At 70.0% G+C, this 19,754-nt stretch carries 17 protein-coding genes and 4 pseudogenes; 19 read left to right on the top strand and 2 right to left on the bottom strand.

Annotation, left to right across the window (positions count from 1 at the left end; genetic code table 11):
- Positions 1–67: 67 nt before the first annotated feature.
- From pyk to ACFQJD_RS03700, 5 genes and pseudogenes are all read left to right on the top strand, one after another.
- Positions 68–1,820, top strand: a pseudogene (gene pyk, locus ACFQJD_RS03680) (pyruvate kinase).
- A gap of 37 nt (positions 1,821–1,857) precedes the next feature.
- Positions 1,858–2,118 carry a DUF7312 domain-containing protein gene (locus ACFQJD_RS03685; protein ID WP_379796239.1) on the top strand — a complete coding sequence of 87 codons (261 nt, stop codon included), beginning with the start codon at positions 1,858–1,860 and terminating at the stop codon, positions 2,116–2,118.
- Between the two features lie 107 nt (positions 2,119–2,225).
- Positions 2,226–2,831 carry an NfeD family protein gene (locus tag ACFQJD_RS03690; protein WP_379796242.1) on the top strand — a complete coding sequence of 202 codons (606 nt, stop codon included), beginning with the start codon at positions 2,226–2,228 and terminating at the stop codon, positions 2,829–2,831.
- A gap of 41 nt (positions 2,832–2,872) precedes the next feature.
- Positions 2,873–4,051 (top strand): SPFH domain-containing protein, encoded by a 1,179-nt coding sequence (locus tag ACFQJD_RS03695; RefSeq protein WP_379796244.1) that lies wholly within the window; start codon positions 2,873–2,875, stop codon positions 4,049–4,051.
- 39 nt (positions 4,052–4,090) lie between these two features.
- Positions 4,091–4,701, top strand: a pseudogene (locus ACFQJD_RS03700) (winged helix-turn-helix transcriptional regulator).
- On the opposite strand, the gene ACFQJD_RS03705 reads toward ACFQJD_RS03700, so the two are convergent.
- Complete coding sequence (locus ACFQJD_RS03705; protein ID WP_379796246.1) at positions 4,698–4,934, bottom strand: DUF7123 family protein; 237 nt, start codon at positions 4,932–4,934, stop codon at positions 4,698–4,700. The pseudogene ACFQJD_RS03700 and the gene ACFQJD_RS03705 sit on opposite strands and share 4 nt — an antisense overlap.
- A gap of 202 nt (positions 4,935–5,136) precedes the next feature.
- Between ACFQJD_RS03705 and ACFQJD_RS03710 the strand changes: the two genes are divergently transcribed.
- Positions 5,137–6,489: an alkaline phosphatase family protein gene (locus tag ACFQJD_RS03710; RefSeq protein WP_379796248.1), complete on the top strand. Its 1,353-nt coding sequence runs from the start codon at positions 5,137–5,139 to the stop codon at positions 6,487–6,489.
- Between the two features lie 63 nt (positions 6,490–6,552).
- Here ACFQJD_RS03710 and ACFQJD_RS03715 read toward each other — a convergent pair whose 3' ends face one another.
- Positions 6,553–7,644, bottom strand: coding sequence for a tubulin/FtsZ family protein (locus ACFQJD_RS03715; RefSeq protein ID WP_379796250.1), 1,092 nt, complete (start codon positions 7,642–7,644; stop codon positions 6,553–6,555).
- Between the two features lie 76 nt (positions 7,645–7,720).
- Between ACFQJD_RS03715 and ACFQJD_RS03720 the strand changes: the two genes are divergently transcribed.
- The 13 genes and pseudogenes from ACFQJD_RS03720 to ACFQJD_RS03780 all read left to right on the top strand — a co-directional run bounded on the left by ACFQJD_RS03720 (position 7,721) and on the right by ACFQJD_RS03780 (position 19,723).
- Positions 7,721–8,131, top strand: coding sequence for a DUF7310 family coiled-coil domain-containing protein (locus ACFQJD_RS03720; protein ID WP_379796252.1), 411 nt, complete (start codon positions 7,721–7,723; stop codon positions 8,129–8,131).
- 231 nt (positions 8,132–8,362) lie between these two features.
- Positions 8,363–8,623 (top strand): DUF7311 family protein, encoded by a 261-nt coding sequence (locus ACFQJD_RS03725; protein WP_379796254.1) that lies wholly within the window; start codon positions 8,363–8,365, stop codon positions 8,621–8,623.
- 12 nt (positions 8,624–8,635) lie between these two features.
- On the top strand, positions 8,636–10,546 hold the full coding sequence (locus tag ACFQJD_RS03730) for an ATPase, T2SS/T4P/T4SS family (protein WP_379796256.1): 1,911 nt from the start codon (positions 8,636–8,638) through the stop codon (positions 10,544–10,546).
- A 19-nt stretch (positions 10,547–10,565) separates the two neighbouring features.
- Positions 10,566–11,087 (top strand): hypothetical protein, encoded by a 522-nt coding sequence (locus tag ACFQJD_RS03735; RefSeq protein ID WP_379796258.1) that lies wholly within the window; start codon positions 10,566–10,568, stop codon positions 11,085–11,087.
- Entirely contained in the window at positions 11,045–12,274 is a 1,230-nt protein-coding gene (locus tag ACFQJD_RS03740; RefSeq protein ID WP_379796260.1) for a type II secretion system protein, read from the top strand. The genes ACFQJD_RS03735 and ACFQJD_RS03740 overlap by 43 nt, the downstream gene beginning before the upstream one ends.
- Before the next feature lie 37 nt (positions 12,275–12,311).
- The gene (locus ACFQJD_RS03745; RefSeq protein WP_379796262.1) at positions 12,312–12,782 is read left to right on the top strand and encodes a DUF7283 family protein; all 471 of its coding nucleotides are present in this window, start codon (positions 12,312–12,314) and stop codon (positions 12,780–12,782) included.
- Positions 12,760–13,149: a DUF7285 family protein gene (locus ACFQJD_RS03750; protein ID WP_379796264.1), complete on the top strand. Its 390-nt coding sequence runs from the start codon at positions 12,760–12,762 to the stop codon at positions 13,147–13,149. Before ACFQJD_RS03745 ends, ACFQJD_RS03750 begins: the two co-directional genes overlap by 23 nt.
- Positions 13,146–14,003 carry a DUF7284 family protein gene (locus tag ACFQJD_RS03755; protein ID WP_379796266.1) on the top strand — a complete coding sequence of 286 codons (858 nt, stop codon included), beginning with the start codon at positions 13,146–13,148 and terminating at the stop codon, positions 14,001–14,003. The genes ACFQJD_RS03750 and ACFQJD_RS03755 overlap by 4 nt, the downstream gene beginning before the upstream one ends.
- Positions 14,003–16,630: a DUF7286 family protein gene (locus tag ACFQJD_RS03760; RefSeq protein ID WP_379796268.1), complete on the top strand. Its 2,628-nt coding sequence runs from the start codon at positions 14,003–14,005 to the stop codon at positions 16,628–16,630. Before ACFQJD_RS03755 ends, ACFQJD_RS03760 begins: the two co-directional genes overlap by 1 nt.
- Positions 16,582–17,130 (top strand): DUF7286 family protein, encoded by a 549-nt coding sequence (locus tag ACFQJD_RS03765; RefSeq protein ID WP_379796269.1) that lies wholly within the window; start codon positions 16,582–16,584, stop codon positions 17,128–17,130. Before ACFQJD_RS03760 ends, ACFQJD_RS03765 begins: the two co-directional genes overlap by 49 nt.
- Before the next feature lie 34 nt (positions 17,131–17,164).
- Positions 17,165–17,602: a DUF5791 family protein gene (locus ACFQJD_RS03770; RefSeq protein ID WP_379796271.1), complete on the top strand. Its 438-nt coding sequence runs from the start codon at positions 17,165–17,167 to the stop codon at positions 17,600–17,602.
- Positions 17,602–18,497: pseudogene (locus tag ACFQJD_RS03775) on the top strand (SDR family oxidoreductase). Before ACFQJD_RS03770 ends, ACFQJD_RS03775 begins: the two are co-directional and overlap by 1 nt.
- A 66-nt stretch (positions 18,498–18,563) precedes the next feature.
- A pseudogene (locus tag ACFQJD_RS03780) lies at positions 18,564–19,723 on the top strand (DHH family phosphoesterase).
- Positions 19,724–19,754: the final 31 nt, after the last annotated feature.

Here is a 19,754-nt window from a genome sequence, read left to right on the forward strand (position 1 = left end):
GACCCCGACCGAACGCCGCCCGTCGATCGGGGTGTGGGTTTTCCTCCCTCCTCCGTAGTGCGGGGGTATGCGAAACGCGAAAATCGTCTGTACGCTCGGTCCCGCCTCCGACGACCGGGAGACCATCCGCTCGCTGGCGGAGGCGGGGATGTCGGTCGCCCGTCTCAACGCGAGTCACGGGACGACCGAGCACCGCGCCGAGGTCATCGAGCGCGTCCGCGCCGTCGACGCGGCTATCGACTCGCCGCTCGCGGTGATGGTCGACCTGCAGGGCCCGGAGATTCGAACCGCGCCGCTCGAGGACTCCATCCGAGTCGAATCCGGATCGACGGTCCGCTTTTTCGAAGGCGACACCGCTACACCCGACGAAATCGGCCTCTCGTACTCTCTCTGCCGCGACGCCGGGCGACCGGATCCTCCTCGACGACGGCCGCATCGAGACGACGGTGGAGGCGGTGGAGGACGACGTGGTCGTCGCACGCGTCGACGCCGGCGGGGAACTCGGCGGACGGAAAGGAGTGAACGTACCGGGCGTCGACCTGGATCTCGACCTCATCACCGAGAAGGATCGCCGCGACCTGGAACTCGCGGCGGAGGCGGAGGCGGACTTCGTCGCCGCGAGTTTCATCCGCGACGGGTCCGACGTCTACGCCGTCAGCGACGCCGTCGAGGAGTTCGGCGCGGAGGTGCCGGTCGTCGCGAAGATCGAGCGGGCGGGCGCGGTCGAGAACCTCGAAGGCATCGTCGAGGCGGCCCACGGCGTGATGGTCGCGCGGGGCGACCTCGGCGTCGAGTGTCCGCTCGAGGAGGTGCCGATGATACAGAAGCGCATCATCCACCGAGCACAGGCCGCGGGCGTCCCCGTCATCACGGCGACGGAGATGCTGGATTCGATGGTTCGCTCCCGGCGGCCGACCCGCGCCGAGGCCTCCGACGTGGCCAACGCCATCCTCGACGGTACCGACGCGGTGATGCTCTCGGGCGAGACGGCCGTCGGCGACCACCCCGTCCACGTCGTCGAGACGATGGCCCGCATCGTGCGCGAGATCGAGAACAGCGGGGAGTACGACGAGACCCAGGAGGGACGCGTTCCGACGGCGGATCCCGAATCGCAGACCGAAGCGCTCGCCCGGTCGGCGCGCTATCTCGCCCGCGACATCGGCGCGGCGGCCATCGTCGCGGTCAGCGAGTCCGGCTACACCGCCCGGAAGACGGCCAAGTTCCGCCCGGGCGTCCCCGTGGTGGCGACGACGCCACAGGACCGGGTGCGCCGCCAGCTCGCCCTGGTCTGGGGCGTCGACGCGCAGTACGCCGCCTACTCCGAGCGCATCGACGACATGATCGACCACGCCATCTCGGCGGCGATGGACGCGGGCGTCGCCGAGAGCGGCGACACCGTGGTCATCCTCTCGGGGATGATGACCGAACTCGAGGGGACGAACACGACCAACATGCTGAAAGTCCACGTCGCCGCCGAGGCGGTGGCGACCGGCCGAAAGATCGTCGCCGGCCGCGTCGCCGGCCCCGTCTTCCGGTCCGAGGACGGCGACCTGACCGACGCGCCCGACGGGGCACTGCTCGCGCTCTCGGCGGACTTCGACGGGGAGTTCACGGGCGACCCGAACAAACTGGGCGGCATCATCGACGCCCGCCCCGGAATGACCGGCTACCCCGCCATCGTCGCGCGCGAACTCGGCCTGCCGATGATCAGCGGCGCACCGCTGCCCGACGCCGTCGCCGACGGCACCACCGTCACCCTCCACGCCGAACGCGGCGTCGTCTACGAGGGCAACGTCATCCGGCACGAACGACAGCGGTAGTCGACATTCCTTTCATCTCCCGTCCGCTATCCCGTGTATGAGCGCGTCCGACGCCGACGATAGCGGTGCCGGTGACGACGACGGCGCTGTCGATGCTGACGGCGTTAGTGTCGTCGACGACGGCGTTAGTGCCGCCGATGACGACGCCGAAGACGAGGCGTTCTGGCGATTCGACCCGGACGACGTCGAGTCCTCCCCGCCCGAGACGCTGGAACCGGGCCACCCGGACCTCGAGAACGTCTTTTTCATCCTCCTCGGCGTCGCTCTCACCGTTGCCTTCCTCTGGAGCGCGATGTAGGTTCTTCCTCTTCGCCGTCGATTCCGAGGCAGTAGCCTCGCTGTCGATTCCGAGGCAGTAGCCTCGCTGTCGGTAACGACTTTACCGCCAGCCTCCCAGGTCGGGCTATGGACCGTCTCCCCGGCATCGGCGTCGTCTTGCAACTCGACTTCCTGGGGCCCCAGACGTTCTCGCTGTTGCTCGTCGTGGCGGGGATCGTCCTCTCCGTCGCCGAGGCGCTGGCTCCCGGGGCGCACTTCGTCGTCGTGGGCGTCGCCCTCCTCGCTGCGGGGCTCGTGGGACTGGTGCTCGGTCCCCTGGCCTCGCCGTTCGTCCTCGGCGCGCTCGTCCTCGCGTTCGGCGCCCTCGCGCTCTACGGCTACCGCGAGTTCGACCTCTACGGCGGCAAGGGGTCGGGGCGGACGAGCGACTCGGCGTCGCTGAAGGGACAGACCGGCCGCGTCACCGAACGCGTCACCCCCTCGGAGGGCGAGGTGAAACTCGAGTCCGGCGGCTTCAACCCCTACTACGCCGCCCGGTCGATCGAAGGCACCATCCCGGAGGGGACGGAGGTCATCGTCGTCGATCCCGGCGGCGGCAACGTCGTCACGGTGGAGTCGCTCGACGCCGTCGAGGACGACATCGACCGCGAACTCGCGCGCGGGCGGGAGCGGTCGAGCGAGACGGACGAGGGGACCGTCGCGGACGAGGAGGCGGAGACGGACCGCGCCTGAACGTGCGAACGCTTTTGGGACCGTCGTCCGAACCCTCGGCCATGTTCGTGGCCCCCGCCTTACAGATGAACGTCGGCCTCGCGCCCCTCGTCGTGGGCGTGTTGGTCCTGTTGCTCGCCATCGTCACCGTCTGGCAGATGGTCGAGATCGTCGACGCCTACGAGAAGAAAGCCCTCACCGTCTTCGGCGAGTATCGCCGGCTACTCGAACCGGGTATTAGCTTCGTCCCGCCGTTCGTCTCCCGGACGTACGCGTTCGACATGCGCACCCAGACGCTCGACGTCCCGCGCCAGGAGGCGATCACGCGCGACAACTCCCCGGTCACGGCCGACGCCGTCGTCTACATCAAGGTGATGGACGCCAAGAAGGCGTTCCTCGAAGTCGACGACTACAAGCGCGCCGTCTCGAACCTCGCCCAGACCACCCTGCGGGCCGTCCTCGGCGACATGGAACTCGACGACACGCTGAACAAGCGCCAGGAGATAAACGCGCGCATCCGCAAGGAACTCGACGAACCGACCGACGAGTGGGGCGTCCGCGTCGAGAGCGTCGAGGTGCGCGAAGTCAACCCCTCGCAGGAGGTCCAGCAGGCGATGGAACAGCAGACGAGCGCCGAACGCCGCCGCCGTGCCATGATTCTGGAAGCGCAGGGCGAGCGACGCTCCGCGGTCGAGAAAGCGGAGGGCGACAAGCAGTCGAACATCATCCGCGCACAGGGCGAAAAGCAGTCCCAGGTGCTCGAGGCGCAGGGCGACGCCATCTCCACCGTCCTGCGGGCGAAGTCGGCCGAGTCGATGGGCGAACGCGCCGTCATCGAACGCGGGATGGAGACGCTCGAACGCATCGGCGAGGGTGAGTCGACGACGTTCGTCCTGCCCCAGGAACTCTCCTCGCTGGTCGGCCGCTACGGCAAACATCTCACCGGGAGCGACGTTCAGGAGTACGAGGGGCTGGACAGCCTCGAATTCGACGAGGAGACCCGCGAGATGCTCGGCCTCGACGACATCGACGAGATGCTCGGACAGATCGACGAGGCCGCCGAGATGGACGTCGAGGAACTGGAGAAGGAGGCCGAGGCCATCAAATCGGGGGCCGACACGGGTATCAGGAGCGCCGACGAGGTCATCGAGGAGGCGGGTGAGGAGGAGACCGCCGAGACGAGCGCCGAGGTGGACGCCGAACGGGAGACGGAAACCGAGACGGAGTCGGGATCCGGGTAGTCCAAACCCTTTTACTTCGGTGACACCTATCGGAGGTCGATGACGGAACGCGGGGTAGACACCGACAAGCGGGCGACGTTGCGCCGGTTCGCGGCGCTCGGCGCAGCGACGCCCTCGCCGGGCTGCGCGGCGGCGACGACGACGACGCCCGCAGCGACGTCCGCGACGCCATCGTCGGCTACCTCGCCACGACGCCCGGCGCGCACTTCTCGAAGGTTCGCGACGACCTGAAACTCGGAACCGGCGAGACCCAACACCACCTCCGGCGACTCGTCGACGACGGGGTCGTCGAATCCCGTCGCGACGGCGACTACCGGCGATTCTTCCCGGCCGAGCGGTTCTCCGCGTTCGAACAGACGGCGCTTGGCTACCTCCGCCGCGAGACGCCTCGCGGGATGGTGCTCGCCCTGTTGCGCGACCCCTCCGCCTCGGGGAGCGACCTCGCGGCGACGCTCGGCGTCTCGCGCGCGACGGTGAGCACGTACGCGAAGGAACTCGCCGAGGTGGGACTGCTCTCACGCGACGACGGCTACGCGGTCGAACGGCCGGAGACGCTCATCACGTTGCTCGTCCGCTACGCGGACTCGTTCGGCGTGGATGCGGCGTCGTTCGCGACCGACGCCGACGCGTACATCCGGTACGACCCTTAAACGCTCACTTTCCACGTCGTGCCCGAGGAGTAGCCCCACTTCTCGACGTCGACGTCGAACTCGCCCGTTCGGATCGCGGTCATGTTTGCGCCGACCTCTTTCGCCGTCAACCCCAGGTCGTCGGCGATGAGGCGGGATTTGAAGTAGGTCTTCGTCCGGCCGTTCTCGCGCAGATACCGGAGAATGCGGTGCTGTTTCTCCGAGAGGTCGGTCGTCGCGGGACTCGTGCTCATGGCCGCCTAGAGGCACGAAGCGCTAATAGGGGATTTGGTACGTCCGGTTAACAGCCCGCCGTCTCCCGGTTTTCTTGATTTCGATCCGACTCCGGCCGCCCTCGACGGTCCCGTTGGGTACGGTCGCCTAACAGCGTCACGTCTACGGGCGAGCTTCGACTCGAAACGAAGTTTCTTATGCGTCTCAGCGATATTCGAGGGTATGGGTTTGTTCGACCGCCTCCGCGGCACGGATCATCCGCGTGTCGCTTTCATCGGCGTCGACGGGGTGCCGTTCAGTCTCCTCGACGAACACCGGGAGGAGTTTCCCAACTTCGCGGCGCTCGCCGACGAGGGGAGCGCCGGCGAGATCGATAGCATCGTCCCCCCGGAGTCGAGCGCGTGTTGGCCGGCGCTCACGACGGGCGTCAATCCGGGCGAGACCGGCGTCTACGGCTTCCAGGACCGCGAAGTTGGCTCGTACGACACCTACGTCCCGATGGGGCGGGACGTGCAGGCACCGCGCCTCTGGGACCGCCTCGCCGACGAGGGCCGGCAGGCGACGGTGTTGAACGTCCCCGTGACGTTCCCGCCACAGCGGAACGTCCAGCGGATGGCGTCCGGCTTTCTCTCGCCGGGCGTCGACAAGGCGGCCTACCCCGACGAACTCCGGGAGTACCTCCAGTCCATCGACTACGCCATCGACGTGAACGCCAAACTCGGTCACAAGGAGGACAAAAGCGAGTTCGTCGACGACGCCAACGAGACGCTCGAAACCCGGTTTCAGGCGTTCTCTCATTACCTCCAGCAGGACGACTGGGACCTCTTTTTCGGCGTCTTCATGACCACCGATCGGGTCAACCACTTCCTGTTCGAGGATTACGAACGCGACGGGCCGAACAAGGAGGCGTTCATGGAGTTCTACCGGACGGTCGACGCCTACATCGGCGAAATCCGGACGATGCTTCCCGACGACGTGACCCTCGTCGTCGCCAGCGACCACGGCTTCATGTCGCTCGATCACGAGGTCCACCTGAACGCGTGGCTCGAAGAACAGGGGTGGCTCTCCTACGCGGACGACGATCACACTGACCTGGACGACATCGCCGAGGAGACGACGGCGTACTCGCTCATCCCCGGCCGCTTCTACCTCAACCTCGAAGGGCGCGAACCCCGTGGGAGCGTTCCGGAGTCCGAATACGAGGAGAAACGCGCCGAACTCAAGGAGATGCTGGAGGGCCTCGAAGGCCCCGACGGACGGACCGTCTGCGCCCGCGTCGTCGAGAAGGAAGACGCCTTCCGCGGCGACCACGACGACATCGCGCCGGATCTCGTCGCCATCCCGAACGAGGGGTTCGACCTCAAGGCGGGATTCAAGGGCCACGAGGACGTCTTCGACACCGGCCCCCGGAACGGGATGCACAGTTTCGACGACGCGTCGCTGTTCGTCGATGACCCCGCGGCCTCGATCGTCGACGCCGACCTGCTCGACATCGCGCCGACCATCCTCGACCTGATGGACGTCGAGTTCGCGCGCACCGAGTTCGACGGCGCGAGCCTCGTTCCAACGAAGTAGCTTCGCGGACGGTCGAAACTGGGTTCCGACAGTCGACGCCGAGTCGGTCCGATACCGGCCGTATCAGATCAGGCTGTCCAGTTCGTCGGTTTCGAACGCCGACGCGGCGTCTCCGCGGCGTTGACTCTCGCGCTCGTCGGCCTCGCGCGTCGCCTGTTTCGCACGCTCCATGAAACGGTCCATCCGCTCCGACCCCGTGACGCCGCCGAGCAACACCAGCGACGCCACTTTGTCGCTCGACAGCGGGAAGTCGCCGCCGCGGACCTGCATCGTCTCGATCTCCTCTTCGAGCCACTTGCGGGAGCGTTCGACGCCCTTCCGCGAGATGGCGTCGGGGCGACCGGCGACGACGAGGAGGGCCGTCTCGGCGCGGTCCGTGTCGGGGAGACTCATCCCGGTTTTGAGCGCCTGCCGGGTCGTGCTCGTCACGGTGTTGACGTCGGCCGCGCCGTCGTCGCCGACGAGCGCCTCGGCGTAGCCGAGGGCCGCGACGCCGCCGCTGCGCAGCGTGTTGATGATCTCGCTCGAATCGACGACCGATTCGGCGACGCCATCGACGGATTCGCCCGCCGCGAGCAACAGTCCGACCCGACGGGCGATGGCCTCGTTGATGGCCTCGTAGCCGGATTCGAGGCTCTCGCCGGCCTCGCGCCAGGCGTCGTTCTCGACGAGGAGGGTCGCGTCCGCCTCGCGGACGAGCGTCTTGAGCGAGCGGCCGGCGTTGATCTGGTACATCGCGCCCTCGTCGGCCCCGGGGAGGATGCCGATGCCGTAGACGGGGATTTCGTAGACGCGCTGGAGTTGCTGGACGAGGACGGGCGCACCGCCGCTGCCGGTGCCGCCGCCGAGTCCCGCGACGACGAAGATGGCCTCCGCCTCGGCGGTCACCCGGCCGTCGATGGCACCCATCACTTCCTCGACGTCGTCGCGCATGACCTCCGCGCCGAGTTCGTTGTCGCCGCCGACGCCGTGGCCGTTGACTTTCGCCTGTCCGACGAGCACCGTCTCGAAGGGGATCGAACGGAGGTCGGAGGAGGCGCTGTTCACCGCGAGGGCACCGCGAACCGCGCCGAAGCCGTTTCGGGAGTCGAAGTCGGACAACGCTCGGGCGACTTTGCCGCCCGCCTGTCCGACACCAATCAGGACGGACTTCATGCTCCAGTGGTTCCGCTGAACCCCTTGAACCTTCCCAGACGAAGGTTTACAAACGATACCGCGCCCACCCCGGGCCATGGACGCGGACTCCCTGACCGAACGACTCGCCGCCGTCGAACGCGCCGTGACCGACGGCGACACCGACACTCGCGACCTCGCCTCCGCGGCGGAAGCGAGCGCCCGCATCGACGACGTGGAAGCCGACGTCGCCGACCTCGACGACCGCATCGCCGACGTCGAAGCCGAACTGCAGGCGCTCCGGGGCTACCTCGGTGGCGTCAGCGCGGTCGACGAATCGGTCGAACGCCGGGCCGATGCCGCCCTCGCCGCCGTTTCCCGCCTCGAATCCCAGTTGGTCGACGATCCGGCGCTGACCGTCGAACGGCTCGACTCGGGTCCCGTGGAAGCCGCGGTCGACGGAGACGGCGACGACGCCGAGGCCGACGATCCGGCCCCGCTCGTCGAACGCATCCGGAACGCACTGTGATACGCGTCGTCTTCACCGTCGCCCTCACCGTGGCGCTTTTCGGCGTCGCTGCGCCGGCGATAGACGAGGGGAGCGCCGAGCGGACGGCGACCCGTCTCGACGCGACGGCGACGGACGTCGAACGGACGATGCGGACGCTCATCGCCGCCGAGGACCCGTCTCCCCGGCGTTTCGGGAGCGCGACGCGTCGTCGAGTTTCGTCTGCCGGCCGACGGGTGGGGCGACGCGCCGGTGTCGTATTTCGCCGTCGGCGGTCGACCGAACGGCACCGGCGACGAGAACGCCGTCGCGTATCGCGTCGCCGGTCAGACGGCGCGGACGGTTCGGCTCTCGGGGGTGGATCTGCGGACGCCGGGCGGCCCGGTCGTCTTTCGCGAGGCGGGACGGCACCGCCTCCGTCTGTCGCTGGTCCGGGATCGGGGCGTCGCCGTCGTCGTGGTCCGGCGTGCCGGCGACGCCGATCCGCCCCGGGATTCAAATACGGAGAGGTGACCACGACGGCCCATGCAGTCACTATCCGCGCTGGCGACGCTCCCGTTCGCCGGTGACGACGAATCCTCGGCTGTCGACTGTCGCTGTCGGGCCTCGTTCGAGACGACTGCCGGCGCGTCCGCCGGCGTCGAACTCGTCGTCGAGAGCGGCGACTGCCCCGGCGGAGGCGACCTCGCCGCGTCTCCCGACTGTCGGGAGACGGTCGTCGACGCGTTCTCGACCCGCGACGCCGACGTCGTGCGTACCCGCGCAGCCGGTCGGGAACGCATCTACGACGACGGCGCGGCGGCGACGTTGCTCGCGGCCGGGCGCTTCGTCGAACGCGCGCGGTTCCACGACGAGACGCTGGCCGACCGCGCGCGACGCGATCCCCTTGGTGCGGCCCGGGACGCAGCGGGGCGTGCCGGTCCCGTCGCTCGAATCGCCGCCGAAACGGGCCTCGCGGAGTGTGCGGCCCGCGCCGACGGCTACGACGACGCGCTCCCGTACGCCGTCGCGCCGACGTTCGCCGGGAGTCGGCGCGACGTCCGAGCCCCCGACGACGCGACGCTCGTCGATCGTCGGGACCTCGAAACGGGGGCGACGGTCCGCCTCTACGAGACGCGGACGGGGCGATACTACGATCTCTCGCCGGTGGAGGCCGACCTCTCGGACGACGAGATGGCGACGCTCGCGGCGGCCTACGAGACGCTGGCGACGGGTGGCGTCTCGGGCGGCGAACGCGCCCCCGGCCGGGCGGTCCGGCGCGTCGCCGACGACCGCGACCCGGTCGAGACGCTCGCGCGCGTCCTGCGAAAGCACACGCGAGGTCGCGGCGTCCTCGACGACGTGTTCGCCGACCCGCGCGTTTCCGACGTCGTCGTGACAGCGCCCGTCACGGAGAATCCGGTCCGGGTGCGCCTCGACGACGACCGAGTCCGGACGAACCTCTGGCTGACTCCGGACGGAGCCGCCGCACTCGCCTCTCGGTTCCGGCGGGCGAGCGGTCGAGCGTTCTCGCGGGCGACTCCGACTCTCGACGCCGTCGTGGACGCGCCGGACGGCGGTCGCGTCCGCGTCGCCGGCGTGACCGCTCCCGCGAGCGACGGCTACGGATTCGCGTTCCGCACGCACGGCGACGACGCGTGGACGCTCCCCGCACTCGTCGAGAACGGGACGGTGCCGGCCGACGCTGCCGCCCTCCTCTCGCTGGCCGTCGAGCGATCGGCGGCCGGCCTCGTCGCCGGGCCACGCGGTGCCGGGAAGACGACGCTCCTCGGTGCGCTCCTCTGGGAGTTGCCGCGGTCGGTGCGGTCCGTCGTCGTCGAGGACACGCCCGAACTCCCCATCGCCGCCCTCCGGGACGCCGGCCGCGACGTCCAGACGCTCCGGACGGAGACGAGCGCCGACGGCCCGTCGCTGTCCGCGACCGAGGCGCTCCGAACCGCGCTCCGTCTCGGCGACGGCGCGCTCGTCGTCGGCGAGGTGCGCGGCGAGGAGGCGGCGACGCTGTACGAAGCGATGCGCGTCGGCGCGAGTAGCGGGGCGGTGCTCGGCACCATCCACGGCGACGGGGCCGAGGCCGTCCGGGAACGCGTGGTGACGGATCTGGGGATACCCGAGTCGTCGTTCGCGTCGACCGACCTCGTGGTGTCGCTCGCGGCGGGCGAGTCACGCCGCGTCGTCGCCGTCGAGGAGGTCCGACACGACGCCGACGGCGTCCACTTCGCGTCGCTGTTCGCGGACGTCGACGGCGCGCTCGAATCGACGGGTGCTATCGCTCGCGGCGACAGTCGTCTCGTCGCGGACCTCGCCAAGCCGGCCGAATCCTACGCCGACGTCCGGTCGGCCCTCGACGACCGCGAAGCCCGACTCGCCGACCTCGCGCGGACCGGGCGGACGCGAGTCGACGACCTCGACGTCGGGGCACGGTGGTCGGCGTGACGTCCACCGGGTGGTCCGCATGACGCTCGTCGACGTCGTTCGAGCGCTCGCACGCGCGTGTCCGAAAGACGTCGAGACGAGCGGGGAACTCGATCGAGCGCTCGGCTTTCTCGGGAGCGACCTCGCGGCCGAGACGGTCGTCCGCGCCGGCTACGTGGCGTTCCTCCCGACGGCCGTCGCCCTCATCGCGGTTGGATTGCTCGCCGTGCCGTCCTGGCCGCTCGTCGTCGCCGCCGCGCTCGCGGGCGGTGCGGGCGTCACCCACGCCGTCCACCGGACTCCCGTCGTGCTGGCGACGCTCGAACGCACCCGGACGCTCGGATCGGTCACGGGTCTCGTGGGACGGGTCGTCCTCCGAATGCGGATCGAACCGACGGTCGAACGCGCGGCGACGTTCGCCGCGCGAACGGGAGACGGCGCGCTCGCCGAGAGCCTCGGTGATCATGCCCGGCGAACCGCGGGGACGCCCGAAACCGGGCTGGACGGCTTCGCGACCGAGTGGGGGAGTGGTTCCCGTCGCTGTCCCGAGCGGTCAGTTTAGTCGAGTCGGCGGCCGACGCACCAGCCGAGGAACGGGATCGGACGCTCGATCGGTCGATGTCGGCCGTCCTCGACGGCGTCGGCGACGAGATGGCCGACTTCGCGGGGAACGTTCGCGGCCCGGTGACGGGGGTGTACGCTTTCGGCGTCCTCCTGCCGCTGGCGCTGGTCGGGGTTCTCCCGGCCGCCCGGGCCGCCGGCGTTCGCGTCTCGCTGCTCGGCTTCGTCGCGTTCTACGACGTGCTGTTGCCGCTGGCGCTCTGCTGGACGACGATCTGGCTGTTCGCTCGCCGTCCGGTCGCGTTCCCACCCCCGCGAGTTGGGGGCGACCACCCCGACATCCCGGACGGCGACTGGCTCCCGATGCTGGCCGGTGTCGCGGGTGGCGCTGCTGGCTGGTGGGTGAGTTCGGCCGTCGTCGCCTCGTGGGCGAGCCCCGTCGCGGCCGTCGGTCTCGGCTTCGGCTGCGCGCTCGTCGTCCGGTATCGCCCGGTGAAGGCCGTTCGTGATCGCGTCCGAGACGTCGAATCCGCCCTCGACGACGCGCTCTATCTCGTCGGCCAGCGCGTCGTGGAGGGCGAGGCAGTCGAGACGGCGCTCGACCACGCTGGCGACGAACTCACCGGAGCCACGGGGGACGTCCTCTCCGAGACGGCGAGCCTCCAGCGACGCCTCCGCGTAGGCGTTCGCGAGGCGTTTCTGGGCGACTGCGGATCGCTCGCGGCCCTGCCGAGTCCGCGGACGAAAGGGGCGGCGGCGTTGCTCTCGCTCGCGGCGACGGAGGGGCGACCCGCCGGGGAGGCGATCGTCGCCACCGCCGATCAGCTCACGGAACTCCGGCAGGCCGAACGGGACGCTCGGCGTGAACTCGCGTCCGTGACCGACACGCTCGGAAACACGGCGGCGGTGTTCGCACCACTCGTCGGCGGATCGACCGTCGCTCTCGCGGAGCGTCTGGTCCGGACCGGTGAGGCGACGCGGTTGGCGGGTGCGTCCATCGCCGTTCCGGATCTCGGCGCGGCCATCGGCGTCTACGTCCTGTTGCTAACGGCGATTCTGACGACGCTCACGACGGGGCTATCGCGTGGGTTGGATCGCGCGCTCATCGGCTATCGCGTCGGTGTAGCGCTTCTGCTGGCGACGCCGACGTTCCTCGCCGGGTTCGTCGCTGCCGGCCTGTTCCTGTAGCGGAGGTTTAAGTCGAAAGACGGGACCACCCCGGCCTATGCTCGACGTTCCAGTGGACGCGTGGTACACGTGGCTCGGCCTCGCGGCGGCGAGCGTCGCCGTGTTCGGCGTCGCAGCCGCCCTCCCGATGACGCCCCCGCCGGACGCCGCCGGCGTCGCCGGGACGGTCGACCGCGTCGCCAGCGCCGAGTACACCGCGACGGCCGAACATCCACTCGACGCCGACGCGGTCCGCCTCGGTCGCCGACAGATCGGTCTCCGAAACGACGCCGGAACGACACACGCCACGTTCGCGTTCGGTCCCGTGACGCCCGTTCCGAGGGGGACCGCGCTTTCGGACGTGCTCTACGGCGCGTCGCCGGGGCACGTCTACGACTCCGGCGCGGCGTTCCGTAAGGCGCTCCGGGACGCCCGGAATCGGCGGCCTCGATGGATCGAGTCGGACGGGCCGCTCGTCGTCCGCCGGCTGCGCGTGGGAGGTGACGATGTCACGCTCGTCGGCGCGTAGAGCACAGGTCGAACCGACGGCGGCCCTCGCGGCCGTCCTCGTCGTCTGTGCGGGCGTCGGCCTCTACGCCGACGTCCTCCACGGGGCGATGCCCGAATCCGACCGCGAGATCGCTCCGCCGACGCTCGCGCGCGTTTACGACACCGTCGCCCCCGACGGCGTCGTCGCACCGTCACGGCTCGCGGACGGCCACGACGCCGGCCCCGCCGGCTACCGACGCAACCTCTCTGTCAGGGCCGGCGGCGAGCAGTGGGGCGTCGGTCCGACGCCGCCCCCTACCGCCGAGGGTGCGAGCCGTCTCGTGAGCGTCCGCCTCGGCCCGGCGCGGGTCGTCCCCGGACGACTCCGCGTGGAGGTGTGGTCGTGACGAGTTCCGTCCTCGACGCGACGTTGTGCCTCCTGCTGGTGAGCGCCGCAGTTGTCACCGTCGTCACGTCGACGCCCGAGACGCCGGCGGGAGACGGCCGTGCCGACGCCGTCGCCGAGACGCTGGCGACGACGACGGCGACGGTGAACTACTCGCTGACGTCCGCGAACGCCTCCGAATCGGGCGATAGCGGATCGATCGACGCGTCGCTCGACCGGGCGACTCACGGGACCCTCGCTGGCCTCCTCGCGCGGGCGGCGGTCGCGAACGTCACCGTCGACGGAGAGCGGACGACCCGCGCACACGACGGGTTCCGCCGTCGAATCGTCCGTCGCGTCCAGCGGGTCGTCCGAGCGAATCGGACGAGCGTCCACGCAGTCTGGCGGCCGGTTCGCGGAGTCGGGATACGGGGCGAGGTGCTGGTCGGGGGTCGGCCTCCGCCGAACGTCGCCGTACACGCCGCGGTGCTCACGGTTCCGAGCAGCTATCCGACCGCCCGCGACGCGGCGCTGGACGCCGCCGAGCGCGACGGCATGTCCGGCGTCGCCAACGTCACCGCCGACCGGACGGTAACCGGAATGTTCCCTCCGGAGCGCACGCGGTTTGCCCTGCAAGAGACGTCGACGGCGGCGGAGACGGCCCGCCGTCGGTACCGGCGGGTCGAGGCACTCGTCGGCGAACCTCCGACGAGGGACCTGCGTAGCGGGAAGATGTACGCGGCAAACGAGCGGCTGACCGCGGCACTCGCCGACCGCCTCGAACGCGGCCTTCGCGCGTCGTTTGCTGATCCGGTCGCCGCCGCCCGGTCGGTTCGCGTCGGGAGCGTCCGCATCGTCGTGAGGACGTGGTCTTGATGCGGCCAGCAGACGACCGGCGCGCCCGGATTCCCTTCGCCCTCGTCGGCGTTCTGTTGCTGATCGGCGCGACCGGGTTCTCGGCGACGCTCTCGACGCGCGGGCCGATGCGGACGAACGAAGCCGTGGATACGGCGATGCAGCGAGCCAGTGCCGACGTCGCGCCCGCGCTCCGATCGGCCGTCGCCGACGCGGCCCGGGCGGCCGCGCTCGAACCGGTGACGACGCCCGCCGATACGCCCACCGGACAGATTCTCGATCCGTCGCAACCGTTCCGTGACGCGCTGCGCGTTCGCATCTACCTCGCGGCGCGCGACCGACTCCGGACGGTCCAGTACCGCCATCGAGACGTGAGAGCGACCGCGTCGCTTCCGGCCACGCCGGACGTACGGACGCTCCGCGAGGCGAAACGCCGGGTTCGGATTCGTGGCGTCGAGAACGGAACGGCACTGCGCGTGACGATCCGGAACGTCACCGTCGCTGCCCACCGGAACGGCGATCCCGTCGTTGAGGATTCGACGACCCGGACGCTCACCGTCGCGACGCCGGTACTCACGCTTCACGACAGGGCGGCGCGTTTCGAGCGACGACTGAATCGTCGTCCGCTCGACGGTCCGGGATTCGGCCGGCGGTTGACGGCTCGTCTTTACCCTGTGGTCTGGGCGCGCGCCTACGCGCAGTACGGCGGGACACCCGTTCAGAACGTGCTGGCGAACCGGCACGTCGAGGTGACCGCCAACGGGGCGGTTCTCGAAACCCAACGCTCGGCGTTCGCACGAAGCGACCCGGACGGCCGTCGGGGGCTCCGCCGAGCGATGTCCCGCTTGGCGGCCAAGGAACTGCTCGCACCGACGGCCGTGCCGGGAGGGCAGTGGTCACAGAAGGTCCTCCCTCGCCCGAACGCCCGACAGCAAGCCGGCTCCGCGCGTCCGACGATCGCGACGTTCGACATCGGCGAGTCGAACGCGACGCCGAATCGGACGTTCGAGGTGTCGGTCGGACGGACGGGTGACCGCGCGCTCTCGGAGTTTCTGGCCGGCGAACGAGGGGCGAGCCTGTCGACGACCCTGAAACGCGCCTACCGCGTGAACGCCTCGCTCCGGACGGCGACGGTGCACACGCACGTGGAACCGAGGCCTCGCCCGATCTCGCCGGGCGACGAGTGGTCGCTGAACGACGCGACGGTGTCGACGGAAGTCGCGACGAAGCCGACGGACGGGCCGTCGCCACGGCTGCGCGCCGACGATCACGTCTTCTCGACGTTCACGCAACTGGTCTCGTTCGACCGGACGGTGACGTGGACGTGGAAAGAGGGGAATTCGTCGACGACGACGTCCGCTACGTGGACGAATCGGTACCGCGTCGGCGTCGCCGTCGTCGGGAGGTACGCACCGAACGCGACGGCTCCGGACAGTCCGACACGTCCGCTGTTCGAGCGCGGCGGCCCGCTCGGCGGACCCAACCTCGCGGACACGGGCGAGAAAGCGCGGGCGCTTCTCGTCGAGAGACAGGGCGGACGCGACGACGTCGCCGTTGCTGTCGCCGCCGAATCGCTCGACCGACAGCCGACGGCCGTCCGCCAGTTCCCGCTCGACAGACGGTCGGGCTTCGTCTACGGGTCGCGCCCGCGAAACCTCAGCCGCTGGGTGTACGAAAACGTCTCGTCGCTCCGCAACCAGGTGCAGAACGTCACGACGAACGTTTCGGCCGGCGAAACGGCAACACGTCGGGCGAACCCGGCCGCGACGCTCGCCGACCGTCTCCGCGACCGGCGACTGCTCTCGCCGCCCGACCGGTACGACGGCGTCGCCTCTCGCGCACGGGTAGCCGCGCGGACAGCGTATCTCGACCGGACGATCCGTGCACTCGACCGCCGTGCGACGACGACGCGCGAAACCACGACGGCGTTCGACGACGCTCTCAGGGGCCACGGATTCAGTCCGCTCGGCCACCTGAACCGCGTTTTCGACGCCCGGTCGGACGCCGAACACGGTCGTCGGAAATCGCGCGTCGGCGTCGACGGGCCGGCGGGCGGCGTCCGTCTCGTCCCGGACGGCGACCCCGCCTATCTCACGCTCTCGTCGGTCGACCACGACGTCGTCTCCGCGGTCCCGCCGACCGGGTCGTACCATCCGATGACCGCCCGGAACGAGAACCTCTTCACCGTTCCGTACGGCGATGCGGCCGACACGGCCGCGAAGGCGGCGTTCGATCGTCCGAGGTCGGTCCGGCTCCGCACCGCTGGACGCGCTCTCGTCACCGCCGACCGGACCCTCGCGGCGGGCGACGACGACGAACTTCGGACGCGTCGCGACGACCTGTCGAACGCGGTTCGCGCCGCGCTGCGGCCGGTCCACCGCCGCGGCGAAATCGTCCTCGCGCGGGAGACGGACCTGTCTCGTCCCGAGCGAAGGCGGGTGGTCCGGGACGCCTTCGAGCGCTGGGACCACCGGGCCACCGAGCGCTCGCGGCGTCGAACGGGTCACTCGCCGCCGACGTCGCCGACGTGGCGACCGACCGATCCGACGCCCTCGGCCCGGTCGACGCCGATCGGATCGAAACTCGGTTGCGCATCGAGATGGGCCGAGCAGCCCAGAGCGACGCGGCGGCGGTGTCGGAGCGGGTGACGAACCGAACGGCAGCGCGCGGTCGCCAAATCGCTCGCCAGGCGCTGAGCGACGCCATCTCCAGTCGCGCGGCGAACGCGACGCAGGCGACCAAAGATCGATGGGCGGGCGACGCACTCGGAACCGTTCCTGCGGGGCTCCCCGTCGCGCCCGCCCCCGGCTACTGGTACGCGACGGTCAACGTCTGGACGGTTCACGTCCGCGGCGCGTACGCCCGGTTTACGCTCCGTACCGACCGTGGGACGCCGGCGACGCCCGGTGGAGTGCGGTACGTCCGCGACGGGTCGTCTGTGACGCTCGACGTGGACGGCGACGATGTTGAGGAGCGCCTCGGCCGCGACGAACGGATCGCGTTCGAGACGCGGACGGCCGTCGCCGTCGCCGTCCCGCCGAAGGGGAACGGCGTCGGCGACGTCGACGGCAACGCGGACGAGCGGTCGGCCGGGTGGCCGCGCCCCGCGTGTACGTCGTGGAACCCCCGCGAGTGCCCCTCGGAGTGATAACGGTTATCCCCGTCGCGTCCCCAGTTGAACCATGCTCTACGACGCCGCCGACGAACCCGGATCGCTCTCCACTGCGGACCTCCGGGCGGCGTACGAAGCCGAGTTGCGCACGGTCATCGACGAGCAGGGCGTCGACGCCGTCGCGGCCGACGCCGGCGTCGACGCCGAGACGGTGTCGGCGCTCGCTACCGGCGAGTCGCCCGACGTGACGCTCACCGAAGCGGCCGCGATCCTCGCGGTCGGCGACGCGTCCCCGTCGGCGGACGTCGTCGTCGCCGAAGTCCGTGATCACCTCCTGATGGGGATGACTACGGGCGTCCTCGACGTGGACACCGTCGCCTCGAACCTCGACGACGGCGTCGACCTCTCGGGACAGGAAGTCCAGCAGGCGATCGAGGGGCGGAATCCGATGACGCTGTCCGAACTCGCGGCCATCCACCGGGTCATCGCCGTACGGAACGACCGCTGATGCGCGCCGTCGTCCTCGGCTGTGGCTACGTCGGGCTGGCGTTGGGTCGCCAGCTGACGGCCGCCGGACACGACGTCGTCGGCGTTCGCCGCTCGGAGTCGGGACTGGCCGCCGTCGAAGCGGCCGGCTTCGACGCCGTCGAGGCGGACGTCACCGACCCGGTTTCGCTCGCGGCCGTCCCCGACGCGGACTGGTGGTCTTCGCCGCGGGTTCCGGCGGCCGGGGCGTCGAATCGGCGCGCGACGTCTACGTCGACGGAATGCGGACCGCGATCCAGGCGTTCGCGGCGCGGGACGACTCGCCGGATCGGTTCGTCTACACGTCGAGTACGGGCGTCTACGGCGACCACGACGGCGCGTGGGTGGACGAGGAGACGCCGCTCGATCCGTCGACGCCCCGCGCCGATGTCCTCGCTGAGGCCGAGCGCGTCGCGCTCGAAACGGCGGCCGACCACGGCATCGACGGCACCGTCGCCCGCTTCGCCGGCCTGTACGGACCGGATCGATACCGCCTCGACCGGTATCTGGAGGGGCCAGTCACGGAGGGATATCTGAACATGGTCCACCGCGTCGACGCCGCCGGCGCGGTCCGGTATCTCCTCGACGCCGACGTCGCCCGCGACGACGTGCTCCTCGTCGTCGACGACGAACCGGTCTCGAAGTGGACGTTCGCCGACTGGCTCGCCGACGAGTGCGGCGTCGAGCAGCCACCGAAGCGGACGAAGGAAGCGCACCTCGCCGACGCCGACCTCTCGGCGTCGGCGGCTCAGCGAATCCTCGCGGACAAGCGCTGTTCGAACGCGCGACTCCGCGAACTGGGCTACGACTTCAGCTATCCGACTTTCCGCGAGGGATACCGACCGGCGATCGAGTCGTGGCGGTCCGACGACCGCTGATTTCTGTCGGATTGGAAGCGATTCAATGGGAGAATACTCTTATCGTTCGGGGCTTACCGGTGACGTATGCCGGTTGGGGTAGACGAGGCCGTCGGTCGGATAGCCGGATTCGTGGGGCGGCATCCGGAACTCGCGGCGGCAGCGGTCGTAAGCGTCCTCGCAGTGGGATCTGTGGGATACGCGCTCAAGCAGTTCACCCGGCCGATGGGGAAGCAGTTCGTCGACGCTGTCTCCGAACGCGAGGAACTCGCCGTGTTGACCCACCCGAATCCGGACCCGGACGCGATGGCGGCAGCGATGGGCGTCGCACGGCTCGCCGACGAACTCGGCGTCGACGCGACGATCCAGTTCGCGGGACAGGTCCGCCACCAGGAGAACCGCGCGTTCCGGAACCTCCTCGACGTCGACCTCGTCCAGATCGAGGCGGCCTCGGAGCTGGCCGCGGAGGCAGTCGTGCTGGTCGACCACAACGAACCACGCGGGTTCACGGGTGCCGAGGCCGTCATCCCCTTCGCCGTCGTCGACCACCACCCCGGGGACGGGTCGGGGGAGACGTTCACGGACGTTCGGACCGAGTACGGAGCCTGTTCGACCATCGTCGCCAAATACTTCCGTGACCTGGACGCCGTTCCGGTGCCGCCGGAACGCCACGAGAGCGAGTTGGGCGTTACCTACCCGATCCCCTCGCAGGTCGCGACCGGGCTTCTCTTCGGCATCCTCACCGACACCAACCACCTCACGTCGGGCGTGGCGGACGCCGACTTCGACGCCAGCCGCTATCTCTACCCCGGCGTGAACGAGTCGCTCCTCGAACGCATCGCCAACCCGCAGGTGAGCGCCGACGTCCTGGAGACGAAAGCGCGGGCCATCGAGAACCGAACCGTCGAAGGGCCGTTCGCCATCAGCGACGTCGGATCGCTGTCGAACGTGGACGCAGTGCCGCAGGCGGCGGACGAACTCATCAAACTGGAGGGGGTCACGGCGGCCGTCGTCTACGGCGAGCGCGAGGGCACCATCCACCTCTCGGGACGGTCGCACGACGACCGAATCCACATGGGCCGGACCTTACAGGCGGCGGTTTCGGACGTACCGAACGCTACCGCGGGTGGCCACGCTCGAATGGGGGCGGACAGATCGACCCGGCCGACGAGGAGTCCGCCGTGGCGGCAGACCGGCGATCGGCCCTCGTATCGCGCCTGTTCGAGGCGCTCGAAGGCGACATCTGACGGGGGATGCGGGTCGCTCAAAACACCGGCG

This window comes from Haloplanus sp. GCM10025708, from assembly GCF_042663985.1.
Taxonomy (GTDB): Archaea; Halobacteriota; Halobacteria; order Halobacteriales; family Haloferacaceae; genus Salinirarus; species Salinirarus marinus.